At 53.5% G+C, this 17,595-nt stretch carries 24 protein-coding genes; 13 read left to right on the plus strand and 11 right to left on the minus strand.

The window, feature by feature from the left end:
* Window positions 1-118: 118 nt before the first annotated feature.
* Both AB4Y96_RS24510 and AB4Y96_RS24515 read right to left on the minus strand, forming a co-directional pair.
* Complete coding sequence (locus AB4Y96_RS24510) at window positions 119-337, minus strand: hypothetical protein (protein WP_091884048.1); 219 nt, start codon at window positions 335-337, stop codon at window positions 119-121.
* 210 nt (window positions 338-547) lie between these two features.
* Window positions 548-898: a hypothetical protein gene (locus tag AB4Y96_RS24515; RefSeq protein WP_441920516.1), complete on the minus strand. Its 351-nt coding sequence runs from the start codon at window positions 896-898 to the stop codon at window positions 548-550.
* 108 nt (window positions 899-1,006) lie between these two features.
* Here AB4Y96_RS24515 and AB4Y96_RS24520 point away from each other — a divergent pair, with 108 nt between their 5' ends.
* Both AB4Y96_RS24520 and AB4Y96_RS24525 read left to right on the plus strand, forming a co-directional pair.
* The gene (locus AB4Y96_RS24520) at window positions 1,007-1,339 is read left to right on the plus strand and encodes a DUF982 domain-containing protein (protein ID WP_441920517.1); all 333 of its coding nucleotides are present in this window, start codon (window positions 1,007-1,009) and stop codon (window positions 1,337-1,339) included.
* A 122-nt stretch (window positions 1,340-1,461) separates the two neighbouring features.
* A complete protein-coding gene (locus tag AB4Y96_RS24525; protein WP_441920519.1) occupies window positions 1,462-1,743 on the plus strand; it encodes a hypothetical protein in 282 nt (93 codons plus the stop codon).
* A 79-nt stretch (window positions 1,744-1,822) separates the two neighbouring features.
* On the opposite strand, the gene AB4Y96_RS24530 is transcribed toward AB4Y96_RS24525, so the two are convergent.
* Together AB4Y96_RS24530 and AB4Y96_RS24535 are read right to left on the minus strand one after the other, a co-directional pair.
* Window positions 1,823-1,951, minus strand: a complete 129-nt coding sequence (locus tag AB4Y96_RS24530) for a hypothetical protein (RefSeq protein WP_255784424.1) — start codon at window positions 1,949-1,951, stop codon at window positions 1,823-1,825.
* Between the two features lie 704 nt (window positions 1,952-2,655).
* Window positions 2,656-2,847, minus strand: coding sequence for a hypothetical protein (locus AB4Y96_RS24535; RefSeq protein ID WP_139210495.1), 192 nt, complete (start codon window positions 2,845-2,847; stop codon window positions 2,656-2,658).
* A gap of 661 nt (window positions 2,848-3,508) precedes the next feature.
* On the opposite strand from AB4Y96_RS24535, the gene AB4Y96_RS24540 reads away from it, so the two are divergent.
* The 9 genes from AB4Y96_RS24540 (at window position 3,509) to AB4Y96_RS24580 (ending at window position 12,314) form a co-directional block, all read left to right on the plus strand.
* The gene (locus tag AB4Y96_RS24540; RefSeq protein ID WP_441920520.1) at window positions 3,509-4,390 is read left to right on the plus strand and encodes a glycine betaine ABC transporter substrate-binding protein; all 882 of its coding nucleotides are present in this window, start codon (window positions 3,509-3,511) and stop codon (window positions 4,388-4,390) included.
* Window positions 4,391-4,486: 96 nt separating this feature from the next.
* On the plus strand, window positions 4,487-5,104 hold the full coding sequence (locus AB4Y96_RS24545; RefSeq protein WP_441920539.1) for an ABC transporter permease: 618 nt from the start codon (window positions 4,487-4,489) through the stop codon (window positions 5,102-5,104).
* 10 nt (window positions 5,105-5,114) lie between these two features.
* The gene (locus tag AB4Y96_RS24550) at window positions 5,115-5,753 is read left to right on the plus strand and encodes an ABC transporter permease (RefSeq protein ID WP_441920522.1); all 639 of its coding nucleotides are present in this window, start codon (window positions 5,115-5,117) and stop codon (window positions 5,751-5,753) included.
* Window positions 5,753-6,685 carry an ABC transporter ATP-binding protein gene (locus AB4Y96_RS24555; protein ID WP_441920523.1) on the plus strand — a complete coding sequence of 311 codons (933 nt, stop codon included), beginning with the start codon at window positions 5,753-5,755 and terminating at the stop codon, window positions 6,683-6,685. The genes AB4Y96_RS24550 and AB4Y96_RS24555 overlap by 1 nt, the downstream gene beginning before the upstream one ends.
* 56 nt (window positions 6,686-6,741) lie before the next feature.
* Window positions 6,742-7,479, plus strand: coding sequence for a DUF427 domain-containing protein (locus tag AB4Y96_RS24560; RefSeq protein WP_441920524.1), 738 nt, complete (start codon window positions 6,742-6,744; stop codon window positions 7,477-7,479).
* On the plus strand, window positions 7,479-8,510 hold the full coding sequence (locus tag AB4Y96_RS24565) for an LLM class flavin-dependent oxidoreductase (RefSeq protein ID WP_441920526.1): 1,032 nt from the start codon (window positions 7,479-7,481) through the stop codon (window positions 8,508-8,510). The genes AB4Y96_RS24560 and AB4Y96_RS24565 overlap by 1 nt, the downstream gene beginning before the upstream one ends.
* A complete protein-coding gene (locus AB4Y96_RS24570; RefSeq protein WP_441920528.1) occupies window positions 8,507-9,829 on the plus strand; it encodes an LLM class flavin-dependent oxidoreductase in 1,323 nt (440 codons plus the stop codon). Before AB4Y96_RS24565 ends, AB4Y96_RS24570 begins: the two co-directional genes overlap by 4 nt.
* A 14-nt stretch (window positions 9,830-9,843) precedes the next feature.
* Window positions 9,844-10,845: an ornithine cyclodeaminase family protein gene (locus AB4Y96_RS24575; RefSeq protein ID WP_441920529.1), complete on the plus strand. Its 1,002-nt coding sequence runs from the start codon at window positions 9,844-9,846 to the stop codon at window positions 10,843-10,845.
* Window positions 10,842-12,314 carry an HAL/PAL/TAL family ammonia-lyase gene (locus AB4Y96_RS24580; protein ID WP_441920530.1) on the plus strand — a complete coding sequence of 491 codons (1,473 nt, stop codon included), beginning with the start codon at window positions 10,842-10,844 and terminating at the stop codon, window positions 12,312-12,314. The genes AB4Y96_RS24575 and AB4Y96_RS24580 overlap by 4 nt, the downstream gene beginning before the upstream one ends.
* A gap of 1 nt (window position 12,315) precedes the next feature.
* On the opposite strand, the gene AB4Y96_RS24585 is transcribed toward AB4Y96_RS24580, so the two are convergent.
* The 5 genes from AB4Y96_RS24585 to AB4Y96_RS24605 all read right to left on the minus strand — a co-directional run bounded on the left by AB4Y96_RS24585 (window position 12,316) and on the right by AB4Y96_RS24605 (window position 14,270).
* Window positions 12,316-12,450: a hypothetical protein gene (locus AB4Y96_RS24585; protein WP_255784423.1), complete on the minus strand. Its 135-nt coding sequence runs from the start codon at window positions 12,448-12,450 to the stop codon at window positions 12,316-12,318.
* 251 nt (window positions 12,451-12,701) lie between these two features.
* The gene (locus AB4Y96_RS24590; RefSeq protein WP_441920531.1) at window positions 12,702-13,070 is read right to left on the minus strand and encodes a hypothetical protein; all 369 of its coding nucleotides are present in this window, start codon (window positions 13,068-13,070) and stop codon (window positions 12,702-12,704) included.
* A gap of 77 nt (window positions 13,071-13,147) precedes the next feature.
* Window positions 13,148-13,621, minus strand: coding sequence for a hypothetical protein (locus AB4Y96_RS24595; protein ID WP_441920532.1), 474 nt, complete (start codon window positions 13,619-13,621; stop codon window positions 13,148-13,150).
* Between the two features lie 179 nt (window positions 13,622-13,800).
* Window positions 13,801-13,980 carry a Flp family type IVb pilin gene (locus AB4Y96_RS24600; protein ID WP_091884008.1) on the minus strand — a complete coding sequence of 60 codons (180 nt, stop codon included), beginning with the start codon at window positions 13,978-13,980 and terminating at the stop codon, window positions 13,801-13,803.
* Window positions 13,981-14,090: 110 nt separating this feature from the next.
* Window positions 14,091-14,270 carry a Flp family type IVb pilin gene (locus tag AB4Y96_RS24605; RefSeq protein WP_091884006.1) on the minus strand — a complete coding sequence of 60 codons (180 nt, stop codon included), beginning with the start codon at window positions 14,268-14,270 and terminating at the stop codon, window positions 14,091-14,093.
* A 777-nt stretch (window positions 14,271-15,047) separates the two neighbouring features.
* Here AB4Y96_RS24605 and AB4Y96_RS24610 point away from each other — a divergent pair.
* On the plus strand, window positions 15,048-15,866 hold the full coding sequence (locus AB4Y96_RS24610) for a hypothetical protein (protein ID WP_441920534.1): 819 nt from the start codon (window positions 15,048-15,050) through the stop codon (window positions 15,864-15,866).
* 71 nt (window positions 15,867-15,937) lie between these two features.
* Here AB4Y96_RS24610 and AB4Y96_RS24615 read toward each other — a convergent pair whose 3' ends face one another.
* Window positions 15,938-16,264: a hypothetical protein gene (locus tag AB4Y96_RS24615; protein WP_091884002.1), complete on the minus strand. Its 327-nt coding sequence runs from the start codon at window positions 16,262-16,264 to the stop codon at window positions 15,938-15,940.
* Between the two features lie 379 nt (window positions 16,265-16,643).
* Here AB4Y96_RS24615 and AB4Y96_RS24620 point away from each other — a divergent pair, with 379 nt between their 5' ends.
* The gene (locus AB4Y96_RS24620) at window positions 16,644-16,994 is read left to right on the plus strand and encodes a hypothetical protein (protein WP_227986882.1); all 351 of its coding nucleotides are present in this window, start codon (window positions 16,644-16,646) and stop codon (window positions 16,992-16,994) included.
* Window positions 16,995-17,054: 60 nt separating this feature from the next.
* Here AB4Y96_RS24620 and copM read toward each other — a convergent pair whose 3' ends face one another.
* Window positions 17,055-17,435: a CopM family metallochaperone gene (gene copM, locus AB4Y96_RS24625; protein ID WP_441920536.1), complete on the minus strand. Its 381-nt coding sequence runs from the start codon at window positions 17,433-17,435 to the stop codon at window positions 17,055-17,057.
* Between the last annotated feature and the right edge of the window lie 160 nt (window positions 17,436-17,595).

The raw sequence follows: 17,595 nt of genomic DNA on the forward strand, positions 1-17,595 counted from the left end.
CAGCAGTGACTGAAAATCACTGATCATTGCTGTTTACGCGGTTTATTTGAAAGGTTTTTTACCCGCCGCGAGCTTGCCCCTAAGGATGGTCAACATCCCCATCTACAGGCATAGGCCATCAGAGGATTCGCTTTACCTCCACCCAATCATTCATGTCGTTGATTTTCAGCTTTCCGACACCTTCAGCTGTGTCGAGCAATACCTCGGGCATGAACTGATGGACATATTCGTCATCATCACTGGTCTGCTCCCAGACCTGACCGTTGGTCAGTTCGAATTTTGTCCCCAGCGAATAGCCATCGGTCGAGCCCTTGATTGTCTCTTTGTCATATTCCATTGGCTTCCCTTTCAACGTGAAAGACCCACTCTCAGCCAAGCCGGAGAGTTCGTCAATCGACTGGGGACAAACCGCAGGCCGCAATATTTCACTTCAGTTACGAACTGGTATCAAGATCACGCGATGATTTGTCGAACAGCTTGCGTTCATGCCGGGCCATGGCAACGCCAATGACCAACATGCCCACCGAAATCAGCACCAGAAGAATAATCATCGGCGACTTGCCGCATGATTATATCTCTCCTGATGGGCTCCAGCGCTCATCAGGACAAGGACATTAACGGCTGATATGATTTCCAGCAAAGGCCAGCCCGCGGCGATGGCTTCCATATAAAGGCGATGGATGTCCTGCGAATAGGCCAGCTCATTAAAGCGTTCTTTCAAGGCATCCAGACAATCCTGTTCCCGGCCTTCATAGGCGCGGTGTGTCGAGGGAGAAGCAATCTTGTTCTTGTAAGTTGGATTGATACGCACGGAACTTTCCAGTGGGGCGCCCGACAGGCGGTGCTTGGTCATGTCGCGCGGACTATGTGCGTTCACGGGTGGAAACTGAATACCCATTTTTGTTACGAATTGTTGCTGGCGCGCTGTCATGTTTGGTTGGGCAAATCGTGGCCCACCCGCGAAGACCGTCTTGTTTGCACGATCCGTGGAACCACTTTCCCCCTCATGCATTTGGTCCTTATGGAGACAAATTTCTTTACCCATGTCACCATCAAATCACCTCGCAGCGGGCGCATTCTTATTGTGCGCAACGTGCAGGATGCTTTGGCGGTTTTGACCCAGTTCTGGTCACGGCGACAGAGTGAAAAACACGCTATTGCCTGTCAGGCCTGCCGGGATGCTCTGGGTGACACGCGATCAGTTGACGAAGCGCGCGCGGCGTTTGTCGAGGCGTCCCGTGAGGCAGGAATTTATGTGACCGAGCGCACGGGATCGCTGCTGGGCACTGCGCCCGGTATTCCCACCGAACCTCCCGAAAAACCCGCTGGCACTGCGTAAGGTCCACAGACCGCGCTTTGCATCATCGAGTTCCATAAATTTGGAATTCAATTTTAATTCTTTGTGATCGAACTTTTTCTTGGGCTCAAACGTATTTGTCCGGGCAAGGGGACCTCGACGATATGAATAACAGGTTTTTCAGACTGGAACCGTCAGCTGATTTTATGGGCCATGTGATTTGGGAAAGATCGAAAATACGCGAAACCTGTTGGGTGCGGGCCTCAAGTGAGCAGGACGCACGGCTGATTGCGTCCATCAAACTCAATAGTTCTGGTTCGGCCGGCAAATCCGCATCGGAGAGCCCATGGTTGAACGGGTTGCTGGTGCAATGCAATCAGGACGTTCCGCCATTGGATTTTGGCAACCGCAGCTTGATGACGGTCAGCGGTAAAATCTATTTATAGATGCTGGCCCGCAAAGGCCGCGATCATCCGGAATAAGGGTGCTTCAAAGTTATGAATTCAGGAAAGCGGCAATGGTCATTCAGGCCATGGATGAGCACAGCTGGCTAATCAGCACAGCCAGAGCAAGTGCGAAGCCAAAGACGAGCAGATGACACCACGCCGGTGTGGTATAGTGCAGGTGCTGTTCTTCCTCATCATCTTCATACATTCGAATGTTCCCCTAATTCGTCTGCAGGTGCCTATTCCATCAACATGAAAGTAAAATGTCAAAGCATGTGCATGAAAATAATTCAGAAAATGCACTGAAAAGCGACTGGAAGGGCAAATATGGCCTTGAAACAGGCCATACAAACGTGATGGCGAGGCATTAAGAACAATGATTCTCTCAGGCGTCGCGATTAGAGGTAGGTAAATAGCCATCGTCCCGGCCAGAACGATGCGCGTACTTGGTCAGGGCAAACGATCTTCGGTTGAAATCAAAATGGCACAACCTTAGGTTGCTATGCGAAGGCGCGCCCAAGCATCCAGATTCCCGCCAAAATAATGAGCATGATAATAGCGAGTCGCCACGAACCTGCGAATACGCCGGGTTGTTTATTATCGTCAGACATTGAAAGTTCCAGAGCACATATTTGTTTTGTAAAATAAATACAACTATTGCGCGAATAAGCAACGAGAACTTGTGTAATAATAAAAGGTGAAATGTTGCACGTCGCATTCGACGGCAGTCATTTTATGCCCATTCACCCATACAATTGATCAGAAGAAGTCAGAAAAATATATAAGACGATTGCACTAAGACGTAGGGCTATGATGCTAAAGTGCACACCTTTTACTACGAGATAATGATGAGTCGTGCTGACCACGGCTTTCCATAGGCTTGGTGGTCAGTCGATCTGCACAATGAAATGCCTATTTGGCCAGCATCTTGACTTTAAGCTTGCGAACCATGTTACGCGACTTCAGCTTTTTCAGAAGCCTGTCTTCAAGCTTGACGCTCCGGGCGATGAGTTGGTCCCAGTTGGTCTTTGCAACGACTTTGGCTGGTTTGGCTTTCTTGGTCTTTGTGTTTGTTTTTGAGTTTTCTGGGCGATGTGTCGCCATTGCGGTCTCGTGATTTGAATGGCCCGGATTACGATAGTCTTCCAAAAAGTACAGAGTAAGCACTCAGGTGGCCCCTTTCCGAATATCACCTGCCAGCGCAGTCGCAGGTTCATCGTCAGCAAATTGGAGGAGGGGGTGGAACACAAGACGATAACCGTCAAAAAAGGCCAATCAGCGACATCAAATAGAACTTTAGTTGTAATTCTCGATGCTCTCGCTGTTGCAACAGCAGCAAACGCCGCTCAATATCACAAAACCACATGATATCTGATAGATACAGCCTTTCATGACAGTGTGGTTTTTACCGGTTGTGCGTGAATTACAGCGGTTTTTCCACCGCACAGAACTGCGGTTCGGACAATATGGTTTGTCAGGACAACAGGCCAGCAAACATCCGGGTTTAGCCGCGAACCGGTCATGCGTGATAAGAAGCTGTTTTAGCCAACGGTGTCGGCCCCACGACGTTCATCGAAGAAGATTGTCGTTATATTTTCATTGTCGGTGGCAGGGCGATTGCAATCGTCAGGTAAATAAATTCTACTTAACCGGGAAATATTGGGAGTTTGTTCTACGAACTTGCGCCCGCGGATTGCTAGCATGCGAAATGAACAAAGAAACCAGTGGGATAGATTAAATCCTACGTCAGCTCGCAGGGTATATCATGATTTTCAAAAGCATCGCCTCCATGGGGATGGGGGTAGTATTGGCATTGGCTGYGGCAACGCCGGGCTTCGCGCAAGCCGTCAAGATTGGCAGCAAGAATTTTACCGAACAGTTTGTGGTCGCTGAAATCTATGCGCAGGCTTTGGAAAAGGCCGGCGTCGAGGTGGAACGACGCACCAATCTCGGCGCGACGCTCATCGCCCATTCCGCGCTGTTGAATGGCGAGATTGACCTTTATCCTGAATATACAGGCACGGCGCTTGCCGCTGTGGTGAAAGGCGATCTTTCGGGTTCCGCTGAAAAAATCTACGGCGAAGTCAAGGATTACTACGAAAAGAACCTGAAGCTGACCTTGCTCCAGCCGACCAACATCAACAATGGCTACGCAATCATTACGCTCCCGGAAACCRCCGAAAAATACAAGCTCAAGACGCTGACGGATCTTGGTCCCGTTTCCAAGGATCTGAGTTTTGGTGCGGAAGGCGGTTTTGGCGAGCGCAAGGACGGCTTGCCGGGCCTCAAACAGACCTATGGCATTGTCTTCAAGGATTTCCGCATTTTTGCCAAGCTCGGTATTCGCTACAGCGCGCTGACCAGCAAGAACATCGATGTGTCCTATGGTTTTGCCACCGATTGGCAGATTGCGGATAACAAGCTGGTTGTTCTTGCCGACGATAAGAACCTGTTCCCTCCCTATTATCTCGTGCCGGTCGTGCGTCAGGATACTTTGGCGAAGAATCCCAAGATCGCGGAAGTCCTGAACAAGATCAGCCCGCTTCTCAACAATGAAAACATGCGAGAGCTTAATGCGGCCGTTGAACGTGACAAGAAGGAACCCAAGGAAGTGGCCGAAGCCTTCCTGAAGGAAAAGGGCATCTGACGTCAGGGCTTACAGGCTTTCACGCACATATACAGGAAGCGGCGGAGATGAGATCATCTCCGCTGTTTCAATTCTGACCGATATGGAACGATGCTTTTGAACTGGGCTCCCAAAAATATTCCTGAGATACTCACGGCAACCTGGCAGCATCTGGTGTTGTCGGTTTCATCCGTTTTGATCGGGCTGGTCATCGCGTTGATCCTTGGGATCATCTGCGCGCGGCGTCCGCGCCTTTACGCGGTGGTTCTGACGATCACCGGCATCATCTTCGTTATTCCGAGCCTAGCGCTGTTTGCGCTGCTTATTCCCTGGCTGGGCCTTGGCACGAAGCCAGCGCTGGTTGGCCTTTCCTCCTATTGCCTGCTTATTCTCCTGCGCAATGTCGTGACCGGCCTGCGCGGCGTCCCCGCCGATGTGCTCGATGCAGCTGACGGCATGGGCTACAGCGCATGGCAGCGGCTGGTGCGTATTGAATTGCCGCTGGCCTTGCCGCTTATTGTTTCCGGCATTCGCATTGCGTTGGTCACGGTCATCGGCATTGCCACCGTCGCCGCCTTCATCGATGGGGGTGGGCTTGGGACTATTATCCTCATGGGGATCGACCAGAGCTATACGGAAAAAATCCTCGTCGGCGGTATTCTTACGGCGCTGATGGCCACGTTCTTTGATCTTGCTTTGAGCCAGGCTGAAAAAGCTCTGGTCCGCTGGCGGTGAGGGGCTGACAATGCTGATCACCGCTTTCAACTGGATCATTAATAATCAGCCGGAGTTTTTGCGGGCGCTTGGCCAGCATCTGGTGATGTCTGGCGTCTCGCTTGTGTTTGCGCTGGCCATAGGCCTGCCGCTTGCCATTCTCATCATCAATCGCGGCGGACTGGCCTTCACGGTCATCAACGCCATCAATGCGCTGCGCACCATTCCAAGCCTTGCCATTCTCGCTATCATGATGCCGCTGCTCGGTATTGGCCTGTGGCCATCCATCGTGGCGCTCACGATCCTCGCACTGCCACCCATTCTGCTCAACGCCTTCATTGGGTTGCGTGATGTTGATCCTGACGCAGTGGAAGCGGCCATCGGCATGGGCATGAGCAGGGGGCAGGTGCTGCGCAAGATACGCATTCCGCTGGCTGCCCCCGCCATGTTTGCTGGCGCACGCACAGCCGCCGTGCAGGTGCTTGCCGGTGCAACACTGGCACCTTTCATTGGCGGTGGCGGGCTGGGTGATTTCATCGCCGTTGGCATCAGCATGATGGACATGTCGCGGCTTCTGGTCGGCGCAGTGCCCATCGCCTTGTTGGCACTGGCCACGGAATTCACGCTCGGCTTTGCCGAAAAATTCTTCTTCGCAGAAAGAACATCCTGATGATCAATATGCAGCACGTCACCAAGCGCTATACGGAAGGCAGCGTTGCTTCGGTTGACGATCTCAGTCTCATTGTCCCCGAAGGTTCGACGGTCGCGCTGATCGGGCCGTCAGGCTGCGGTAAGACCACGACCATGCGCATGATCAACCGGTTGATCGATCCGACCGAGGGCACGATTATTGTCAATGGCGAGGACGTCACAAAGGTTGATCCGGTGATCCTGCGTCGCCATATCGGATATGTGATCCAGCAGGTAGGTCTGTTCCCGCATATGACCATCGCCCAGAATATTGCCGCCGTGCCAAAGCTTCTCGGCTGGGGCGACGCCAAAATCAGGAACCGGACTGACGAGCTTCTGCATCTCGTTGGGCTTGATCCGGCTGAGATGCTCAAACGCTATCCGCGCCAGCTATCGGGCGGCCAGCGCCAGCGCATCGGCGTGGCGCGCGCCTTGGCTGCCGATCCGCCCGTTCTGTTGTTGGATGAGCCATTTGGCGCCATCGACCCTATTGCACGCACACGGTTGCAGGACGAGTTCCGCCAGATATTGCAGCGCGTGCGCAAGACAGTTGTATTGGTGACGCATGATCTCGACGAAGCCATTCGTCTGGGCGACCGTATCGCCCTCATGAAAAGCGGCAAGATTGTCCAGTATGATACGCCGGATGCCATCCTGTCTCACCCGGCTGACGCATTTGTCGAAAACTTCGTCGGCATAGACCGTGCCATCAAGCGCCTGAGCCTGTTTACTGTCGATCATGCCATGACGGCAGATAAGCCGCGGCAAGGGGCACACATGGTTGCTTCAACAAGCAATCTGCGTGATGCGCTGGCATTGATGGTGGCGGCCAATAGCGACGTGCTTGCTGTGACCGATGCGTCAGGTGCTGTGAAGGGCCAACTGACCCGCGATGCGATTTTTTCCGTCTGATCGCGCTAAGCGTTCGATCAGGCATCTCGATAGAAACTCACCTTTGGAGAGTGCTTATGTCCATCAGCTATCGTTCCAATGAAATCCCCGCCATCCTGATTGAGCCGACCTATCGCCGTATCCGTCTGAAGCTCGGCGAAGAGGTAATCGCCGACAGCGCCAAGGCGATTGTCGTCTACGAGAACGGCGGCCACCCGGTTTACTATCTGCCGAAATCTGATTTCCGCGAAGACGCCCTTGAGCCTTCATCAAAAACCGGTGCATCACCTGTGCTCGGGCCAAGGCGCTACTGGTCGCTTGTGGGTGAAGACAGCGCATGGAGTTACGAGAACGTGCCTCAGGGTGTGCCCAATCTCGCCGATTATGTCACCGTTGCATGGAGTGCGGTGCGCTGGTTTGAGGAGGATGAGGAAATCTTTGGTCATCCGCGCAATGTTCATTGGCGCATCGACACCATCAACAGCTCGCGTCTTGTTGAAGTCTTTGTCGCTGGCAAGCTTGTTGCCCGGACAAACCGTGCGATTTTCCTGTTCGAAACCAATCTCATCACCCGTCACTATTTCCCGGTAGAGGACCTGATCGCCGGAACATTGGTGGAAAGCCCGCTGCATAGCTATTGCCCCTATAAGGGCAGGGCCTCCTACTATCATTTCGAACTCGACGGTAAACGCCACGAGAATATCGTCTGGTATTATCCGGAGCCACTTTATGAGGCTGGCAGGATCAAGGGATTGATCTCGTTCTACAATGAAAAGATCGACAATATCCGTGTCAGCACCGGGGATGCGGAATAATGCATATCGGGCTATCCCTGACCCCGTTCGGACATCACCCCGCTGCATGGCGCAGAAGCGGCACCGACCGGGGCGCGCTTGAGTTTAGTCATCTGGCGGCGCAGGTGAAAAAGGCCGAGGATGGCGGGCTGGATTTCGTCCTGCTCGCGGATCGTCTTGGTCAAAGACCCGAAAATGATCTGTCGCCTCTCGCTGTGCCATTTGAGCCAACAACGCTGGTCGCAGCTCTTGCAACCGCGGCGGGCAAAATCGGCTTTATTTCCACCGCTGCCACGCACCAGCACGAGCCTTATAATCTTGCCCGCCGTTTTGCCTCACTGGATTCGATCAGCAAGGGTCGTACCGGCTGGAATGTCGTGGGCTCGGAAAAGCTTGAACGCGATCAGGAATATCTTGATGTGGTATTGGGGCTTTGGGACAGCTGGGCAGACGATGCCTTTGTCTATGACAAGGCACAGGGCCGCTTTTTCGAACCGGATAAAATGCATGTTCTCAATCACAAGGGCACGCATTTCACCGTTCGCGGACCTTTGAACGTTAATCGTTCGCCGCAGGGTCGGCCCGTGATCAGCCATGTGCTGACGGCCAATACATTTGAGATCGCAGCGCGTGTTGCCGATGTGATTTTTCTGCCGTCTTCCTCATCCGAGGAAGTAAAGACACTCTCCGCACGCTTGAACAGCAGCCTTTCCGCCTTTGGACGCCGCCGGAAAGATGTCCGAGTTCTGGCAAATATCATCCCTATGGTCGGCAATTCATCGTCAGACGAACTGAATGCCATTCCCGATGCGCTTGAGATCGTTGGCACACCTGCCGGGATTGCCGAGCGCATGCAGGCTTTGGCGGAAACCGCTGGTCTTGATGGCTTTGTCATTCTGCCGCCCGTTGCCCCCGAAGGTGTGACCGGTTTCGTTGATCTGGTCATACCCGAATTGCGGCAACGCGGACTTTTCCGCAACGCCTATGAGGAATTGACCTTGCGTGGCCATCTTGGGCTTGCTCATCCGGATCGTCTGGAGCGCGCATCATGAGCACGAAGCAGATGAAACTCGGTGCCTTTCTTATGGCAGGCGGACACCATATCGCCGCGTGGCGTCATCCCGATGCCCACGCCAATGCCGGTGTCGATATCGGCCATTTCATCGCATTGGCGCAGATGGCCGAGCGGGCCAAGTTTGATATGGTGTTCATCGAGGACGCCGCTGCCATTCGCGAGCGCAATCCTGAAATAGCCAGTCAGGCGGCGCGTTCCACCAGCTTCGAACCGCTCAGCCTACTGGCGGCGCTTGCGGTCAACACCACCCATATCGGTCTCGTTGCCACGGCTTCGACCACCTATAACGAGCCCTATGGTCTGGCGCGAACATTTGCCTCGCTCGATCAGCTCAGCGGTGGCCGTGCCGGATGGAATCTGGTGACTTCGGCCAGCGATCTCGAGGCGGAGAATTTCGTTTCCAGCGGCTTGCGCCCGCATGGCCAGCGCTATGAGCGGGCGGAAGAGTTTGCAGAGGCTGCTGTTGCGGTCTGGGACAGTGTGGACGAGGGCGCCTACATTCTCGACGGTGCAAAGGGCATTTATGCCGATCCGGCGAAACTCCATCTGGCGGATCATCACGGCACGCATTTTTCCGTCAAGGGATTGCTTGATAGCCAGAGATCGCCGCAAGGCAGGCCGGTTATGGTACAGGCCGGAGCGTCGGATGTCGGCAAGGATCTCGCCGCGCGCACCGCCGATGTGGTGTTCTCCGCTGCCCAGACTTTGCAGGAAGCGCAAGCCTTCTATGCGGATGTAAAAGCGCGACTGCCAAAATTTGGCAGGAGTGCCGATGACCTCAAGATCATGCCCGGCGTGTCGCCCATTGTCGGTGAAACGGAAAGCGAAGCGCGGGCAAAATACGATGCCCTGCAGGAGCTGATCCCCGATCAGGTCGGTGTGGCGCTGTTGGCGAGCTACCTTAGTATCAAAGACCTCTCCAACCACCCGCTGGACGGGCCATTGCCTGACATGCCGCAAACCGATGGTATCCAGAGCAGACAGCAGCTGATTATCGACCTTGGCAAGCGCGAAAATCTGTCGATCCGCCAATTGGCCCGGCATTTCGCCGGTGCGCGCGGCCACTGGCAACTGATCGGCACGCCCGTTCAGATTGCCGATGCATTGGAGGAGCGGTTTCGCGGCGGAGCGGCTGACGGGTTCAATGTCATGCCGCCGCTGTTTCCCACGGGCCTTGAGGATTTTACCACTTTTGTGGTGCCGGAAGTGCGCCGTCGCGGTCTTTTTCGCGAGAATTATGAAGGGCGCACATTGCGCGAAAACCTGGGTGTCAGAAAACCGGCGCGTATATCGTGAGCAGAGAGAACCGTATGAAACCGATCTATATCGACTATCTGAATGCCTTCGATATCGAGGCGCTTGCATTGACCGATGCGGAAATTCTCAGCGCCATTGAAACCTCGCTTAGAGCACAGGGCAATGGCGAGACTGTGATCGAGCCGCGCGTGCATCTGGAGCCCGATGAAACGTTTCATGGCCATTTTAACGTGTTGCGTGGCTATGTGGCCCCGCTCAATCTGGCCGGAGTAAAGATTGTTGGCGACTTCGTTGACAACTACAAGCTGAACTATCCTTCTGAATTCGGCGTACTCAACCTGTTTGATCCGCGCACTGGCGCACCGAAAGCCATTCTTGATGCGACTGTGATCACGGATATGCGCACCGGCGCCATCACTGCGCTTGGTGCCAAACATCTGGCGCGCAAGAACTCAAAAGTGCTTGGCCATATCGGTGCGCGCGGTACAGCCTACTGGAATGTGCGGCTGCTTGATCATCTCTATGATTTCGATGAAATCCGCGTGCATTCGCGCCGCCCGGAAAGCCGCAATGCCTTTGCCGAAAAGCTCTCCAAGGATCTCGGCAAGACAATAACCGTTGTCGACAACTGGCAGGCCTGTGTCGAAGGAGCGGATATTGTGGTCGAGGCCTCGCGCCTGCCGGAACCAACGCCGATGCTGAAAACAGAATGGATCAAACCGGGAGCCTTTGTGGTGCCTTACGGGACCATGAGTGCAGTGGAATTGTCACTGACCGACATCATGGACAAGCTGGTGGTTGATGATTGGGGGCAGTGCAAGGGCGGCAAGTTCGGATCATTGCGTGCCCATGTCGAGGCGGGCAAACTGTCTGAACAGACGCTGCATGCGGAGCTTGGCCAGATCGTGGCCGGTCACAAAACGGGGCGTGAGAACGATAGCGAGACCATTCTGTTCTGGCATCGCGGCCTGTCGCTCAGCGACATAGCGCTTGGCTATGCCATGCTTGAGAAGGCCAAGGCGAACAATATCGGCCAAAGGCTGCGATTTGCATGAGCACGCTCATTCTCCAAGGGGCAGGTGTCACGGTTGCCGATATCGAAGCCGTGGCGCGCAGGTACATTGCTGTGAAGGCTACGCCAGAGGTTTCGGCCAAACTGGCAAAAGCGAGAAGCGTTCTTGATCAGGTGGCGGCAACGGGACAACAAATCTATGGTCTGAATACGGGCCTTGGTGCCAATCTGAAGACGTCAGTGGGCAATGAAACGTTTCATTTCCAGCAGCAACTGGTGCGCGGGCGCGGCGTCGGTGTTGGCTCATCCTTGCCACGGGATGTGACCCGTGCGGTGATGGCCGCAAGATTGTCCATGCTGGCGGTTGGCGGCTCCGGCATCTCGCCTGATGTCTTTGATGATTTGCTGGCACTCCTGAACAGCGAAGTGCATCCCGTAGTGCCATCCATTGGTTCCATCGGTGCGGGTGATCTTGTTCTTCTTTCTGCCATCGCGCAGACCCTGATCGGCGAGGGGCTGGCAGAATATCAGGGCGAGGTGCTTGCTTCCACAGAAGCCCTATCGAGGGCCGGCCTTGAACCTTCAACGCTTGGCCCCAAGGATGGGTTGTCGCTGCTCAATGCTTCTGCGGTTTCAGTAGGCAAGGGAACACTTGCTGTTGTCGATACAACTGTTTTGTTTGAGTGGCAGCGGGATGCTGCGGCACTCAGCTTTGAGGGGCTCGGCGGCAATCCGCTGATCCTCACGCCAGCCATCCAGCAAGCACGTCCCGCCGCAGGACAGGCACAGGAAGCGGAAAAGCTTCTCAAACGGCTTGAGGGCTCGTGGCTGCATGAAGCGCGAACCGCCATTCAGGACCCGCTCAGCCTGCGTTGCGTAGCCTCGATCCACGGCGCGGTGGCGCAGGCCCTGACAGCTGCAACAGAAGCTGTTGAGATTGAGCTCAACGCAGCGGCAGACAATCCCTTGGTGCTTATCGATGAGAACAGGGTGCTATCAACGGGCAATTTTCACACGCCCTCTCTGGCACTGGCCTTCGAAACCCTGGGACTTGCCGTTGCGCAGACCGCGCTTGCCAGTGCTGCCAGGTTCATTCAGCTGACGGGTTCCAGCCGCAATGGCCTGCCGCGCTACCTTTCGCCCGTGGGCGGCGCATCGGCAGGGTTTGTCCCGTTGCAGAAAACCGTCACCGCCCTGATGGGGGCGATCCGCCACAAGGCCAATCCCGTTTTGCTGGATTTCCTGCCCGTTTCCGAAGGCGTTGAAGACCACGCCACCCAGACGCTTCTGGCAGTGACAAAATGCGCTGAGATGCTGGATCTTTGGCGCCATGTCGTGGCGTGCGAAATGCTGGCGGCAGCACAGGCGATTGATCTACGGCCGGAACATCATTGTGGTGGCGGTACGCGCCTGACCTATGATCTGGTTCGCGCCATTTCCGAGACCCTGCAAGAAGATCGTCCGCTTGGCGAAGATGTTTACCGCCTCGTGCAACGCCTGCAAATGCGGTAGCTCATCGGCCAAACTTGCGGCCGAGAACGAGAACAATAGGAATAATAATCATGAAAACAAAAAGATAGCCCCATACTGGGGTCATATAGGGTGCGTAGTCGTCTTTCTCTCTTCTCTCGTCGTCGTCCTCATCCATTGCCTTCTCCTGCATGGGCCGGGCCAGGCAACAGTCAACGGATTTGAGCCTGCAATCGGGGTGAGGACCAATTCACGTTCGACCGGCGTGGCAATTCGAGAACAATTCAGCAGGCTTATAATAACACTGACCCGAGCGGTGCGGGAGAGCTAATATTTCAGTTTTTTGAAGCAAAATTCCGCCACCCGTACATTGGATGCCGTTACTGGTTTGCGCCAAGACGGGCCGGGAGCCGTCTGGCTACCGTTCAATTAATCGGATTCGACCTCAACCTCGATATAATCCTCGTAGATGTCGACATGAATCAGCGGTGTGCCATTGATGATGGCACGCCGAGCTCCCGGCGTGAATTTGCCACGATTGAGCATGCTTTCAAGACGGGCGCGATTTTCTTTGCTGCGAAAGAAGCTGTCCCCGTGATCCTCGGCATCCCGATTGCCATAAACATAATAATTGGCACGGTCCTGACGGATAATCGCCGCGGCGCTGTCCAGCCTTTGACCGTTGGAATTGAAATGATCGGTCGAACTAAGCCTTGCCGTGTAACTGTCGACTGGCTGCGCGTGGCTCACGGTTTGCATGGCGAGCAAAAACGCCGCCGAAAGATAGATCGATTTCATAAAAGAACTCCCCCAAAATTGCGGCCAAGATTTAATCGGTCTTTATGCCGCTGTCGAGCGTTTGGGAGAGTTTTGCACTACCGGATAATGGGATGGAAGCGGCGAAGCGATGCAAATCCGGCAATGACAAACAGAACAAGCACAATCCCCTGAGCAATGGCGAAAGGTGGCTCCGTTCCAGTAGGGGCCAGTGCGTTGAGCGGTGGTATCTTCTGGAAGGACTGGGCGACCAGCACGAAAACGTTGAGGTAAAGCGAGATGATTGCGGTCACCACATAAATCCAGCGCGCCGAATTCACGAGGCGATAGGGATAACGCGCTGCGATTGCGGCGGCGAGAAAGACAATGGAAATGATCCCGACGCCGATGGCAGGTGTAAATCCGCTATAGGGAAATCCAAATCCGGTTAGACTGGTCGCGACCGTGGTAATGAGAAAGATCAGCGTCCAGCCATCCTTCCTGTCGGAATTCAACAGGCCCGTGAGAACAACAAGTCCTGATATGATGCCGATAAGGCTGATGAGTACGTGGAAGAAAGTATAATAGGTCATGCCAAAGATCATGATGCCGTCCCCCAATCAGTTTTGTTCAGAGTTATTCTGAATCAAACCGAAGAAACGAAACAAGCTTTTGCATCAATTGTAAATATTGAACTGCGAACAATATACTTGAGTAAAAACATCAATATTATCTGGGGCTGCCCGCTTGGCAGGCAGCCCCAGATGCATGCTTATGGAACAGTTACGCCGTTGAGCTTGGTGCCGAGGTTGGTAAATAGTGTTCCAAGGCTGGTACCGAGCGAGGAAGCGCCAGCAATGATGCCGACGGAGATGAGGGCAGCGATCAGGCCATACTCGATCGCGGTTGCGCCGGACTCGTCCTTAAGAAAACGTGTGAGAAGAGTTGTCATGATTTGTATCTCTGTTGAGTGTTGCGTTTGACATGGTTCGTTGAACCGTTGTGAACGATGCTCAAAGGGGAACGGGGCTGCCCGCTCGGCAGCCAGCCCCAGATAGATGCTTATTTGACTACAGTCGCGTCGAGCTTAGTGCTGAGTTTGGTGAACAATCCGCTGAGGCTCGTGCCGAGCGAAGTAGCGCCAGCAATGATGCCGACGGAGATGAGGGCAGCAATCAGACCGTATTCGATCGCTGTTGCGCCGGACTCATCCTTGAGAAAACGTGTGAAAAGAGTTGTCATTGTTTATATCCCTGTTGAAGCGTTGCGTTTGACGCGGTTTCGTTGAACCGTCGTGAACTTAGGCTTTCAACAATTGCGGCTGACTTAAAGAAACTGGTTAGCAAATAGTCACCAGTCTTCTTGCTTAATCTCTGGTTACATTGTCTTGAGGATTTTAATAAAAATAGAATTTCAAATGTAGTGTGCATCGCTATTGTTGGTACTGGTTTGATGTTGCTGTAGAGAAAGCAATTATCACTCTTTTCCGCCGATGCCTGGAAAAGTCTAGAAAGCTGTTTTAACGACCCCGCCGCCGCCGCAGCGGTTCAGCATCATTCTTGGCTAAATCCTCCATCAACGTGTAATACCAGAAGTACAGTTACGTATTTATATGGAAAATATCGTTATTGTAAAAAATTATCATGTACTGATTTCCATCGTTTAATAAAAATCTAAATAAAAATTTTTACATAAAGCGAAACTAAAAATCAAAAAAATCGTAGCTGCTTCCTAAAGGCGACAGCCAGTCTCTGGTGTGTGTCGAGTGTAGGAGGTTAAAGCAAGAAAAGACGTATCTAGTTTAGCTTTAAACGCGTAATTTTGCTTAATATTTTAATCTGGATTCGCCAGATGAGAGTCTTTGTTTTATTTTTATTTAAAATAGTATGATGAATACGGAATGTAAACTTCAGTTACAACAATTATATTGATAAATCACAAATAATCATGCATATAGAAACATTCTAAGCTTCAGTTTTACGGCTTGGACAACATAAGAAAATGGGTAGGGAGGTTGTAATGAGTAAGTTCTATAAAAAGACGAGCTGCATCGTCGCCAGCTCCTTAATACTTGCAGTTATTTCCACGTCAGCGTTCGCCGGAGGATTATCAGTGGGCGGCGTTTCGGTGGGAGGCTCAAAGAATGGCGGCCTTGGCGTTGGCATTGGCGCTAACATCGGTGGCATCAAGGCGGGCGCGGATGCGTCTGTTGGCGGATCAAAGGGTATTGCAGCAGGAGCAGGCGCTTCTATCGGCGGTGCAAATGGCGTTAATGCCGGTGCAGGCGCGCAAGTTGGTAACGGCGTCAAGGCAGGCGTCGGCGCCAATGTGGGCGGTGCCAATGGTGTGACGGCCGGTGCTGGCGCAAGCGTTGCATCAACCGGCATCGGCGCTGGAGCAGGTGCCAATGTTGGCGGTACCAACGGTGTATCCGCAGGCCTCGGTGCTGGTATTGGTTCGAATGGTATTGGTGCAGGTGTTGGTGCCAATGTTGGTGGAACTGGCGGTATTGGCGTCGGCGTCGGCGTTGGTATTGGCGGCGGAACCAACCCAGGCGGTACGAATCCCGGTGGTACGAATCCGGGCGGTACAAATCCTGGAGGAACCAATCCCGGTGGTGGAATTATCGGTGGCGGAATTATTGGTGGAGGCACAACGCCCGGCGGTGGTGTCAAACCAGGCACTGGTGTGAAATCCAGCGTCATTTCAGCGAGGTTGGCAGGCCTTACTGCACAGGACCGCATGAAGTTGAGAATCCGTTGTGCGGAGATTTCATCGAACTCGATGAGCTATGACAGTTCTCTCGTTGCGCTATGCAAGATGCTTCGCGGCACATGAGATCAAACGGATAAAACAGAGATGGCCCCGCAAGGGGCCATTTTTTTATTACCAGAGCAGCGCCGCGGCGGTCAGCCAGCGCATTTTCTTCTGGCGATTGAACGGGTCATGGAATCAACCTGACCCTGCAGCACACCGGCCTTCTTCTGGTTGGCAGTGCGATAATCCGGGAGAATTGGGCCAAAGCCGGTGATCACATCAGGGTCCTGATAACCCTTGCCATTGGTCAACTGGCTAATCTGTGCCATTGCCGCATTCTTCTGGGAAATCAGGGCAGGGCACTCGGTCGTGTCATAGTGCAACGACGAAATCTTTTCGCGGTCAAGCTGCCCCTGTATGTTGCCGCAACCGGCAAGCAGTACCGCAAGAATAATCACCGGAAGGTGTTTTGTCGTCATGTGCCAATATCCTCGATCACGAATAGCGGGACATGAATGGGCCAATGACGCGGTTTTGGCAAGATGTCAGCTCGAATCTGTTGTTGCTGAACTGTCGCAAGGCCTCTGGTCGCGTCAGAGGCAGGGGAACGGCAAACGTTTCCAGCCAGACTTTAAACCGTTTGAATCATAAACAAATATTATCAATAGTTTGCAGGGGTTTTCATAATAAAGATATCAATATCGATACTTAAAACTGTAGTGAAAACTCGATTTAATCAGAAATGTCGAGTTAATCGGTCTTGTATTAAAGTTTTGTCTTGCCGATCCCGCCCACTCGCCCTTATGATTCTGTTTCCGGGAGCCCCCGGCAGTGCAACACAAGAGTGAGGAGACAGGAATGCCTGGTTTGCTGCACCCACTTCACGAGGGCCATGCGCCCTTCATATTGCATAGTGCCTTTCAGGACGCCATCGATGCTTTGGAGGACTGGGAGCTCGGGAGTGATGAGCCTCAGATTGAGGTCAATGACAGGCAGGTTGTGATCAGCGCCGTGTTCCGGCGTCTTTGGACCTGTACGGATATTCTTCCAGCCAGAACATTGGCAGTCGTGGAAGATTTGCTGCCATTGCGCTCAGCAGAATTCAGAGCTGGCACATCAACCTATGCCGATGCAGCCCATAGTCTATGGGAACTCAGCATGCAGAAACGCGCTGCCTCCTTCGAGATGCAGCATCACAACGCCTCCTGAGAATAGTGGAAGCTTTTAAGCTACCCGCCGGACTGACCCGGCGGGTAATTTATTTGGCGGCTAGTTGCCGTGCTTGGCGAGCCAGGCTTTCATCTGCTTGATCTCGCCTTCCTGCGCGGCAATGATATCCGTCGCTAGCTTGCGGATTTCTTCATCCTTGCCATATTTCAACTCCACCTTGGCCATGTCGATAGCGCCCTGATGGTGGGCAATCATGCCGCGGACGAAATCCTTGTCGGCTTCGCCGGTGAATTTGATGGCCATGTCCTTGTGCATTTTGGCGTTTGCTTCAGCAAAGGCCTTCGATGACGGGCCCTGATCGCCGGTTGGCTGCATGGCCATGGCGTCGTGTTTCATCATCTTGTGGTCCTGTGCCAATGCAGGGGAGGCAATAACCAGAAGACCAGCGAGGATAGTGGCGGAGAAAGTAGTCATTTTCATTGGATTGATCTTTCCTTGGGTCAGACAGACAAGCACAGGCTATGACCCGTTCGCCCGTGCGCTAAATGGAAATGGAAGCGATCAATTGCGGTTTGGGAGGGGGTGACAGGGGCGCGCTGGCCTGTGCCACAAGCGGCAACTCCGTTCCATGCGGAACCAC

The sequence above is a fragment of the Phyllobacterium sp. TAF24 genome, from assembly GCF_052113785.1.
Lineage (GTDB): Bacteria > Pseudomonadota > Alphaproteobacteria > Rhizobiales > Rhizobiaceae > Phyllobacterium.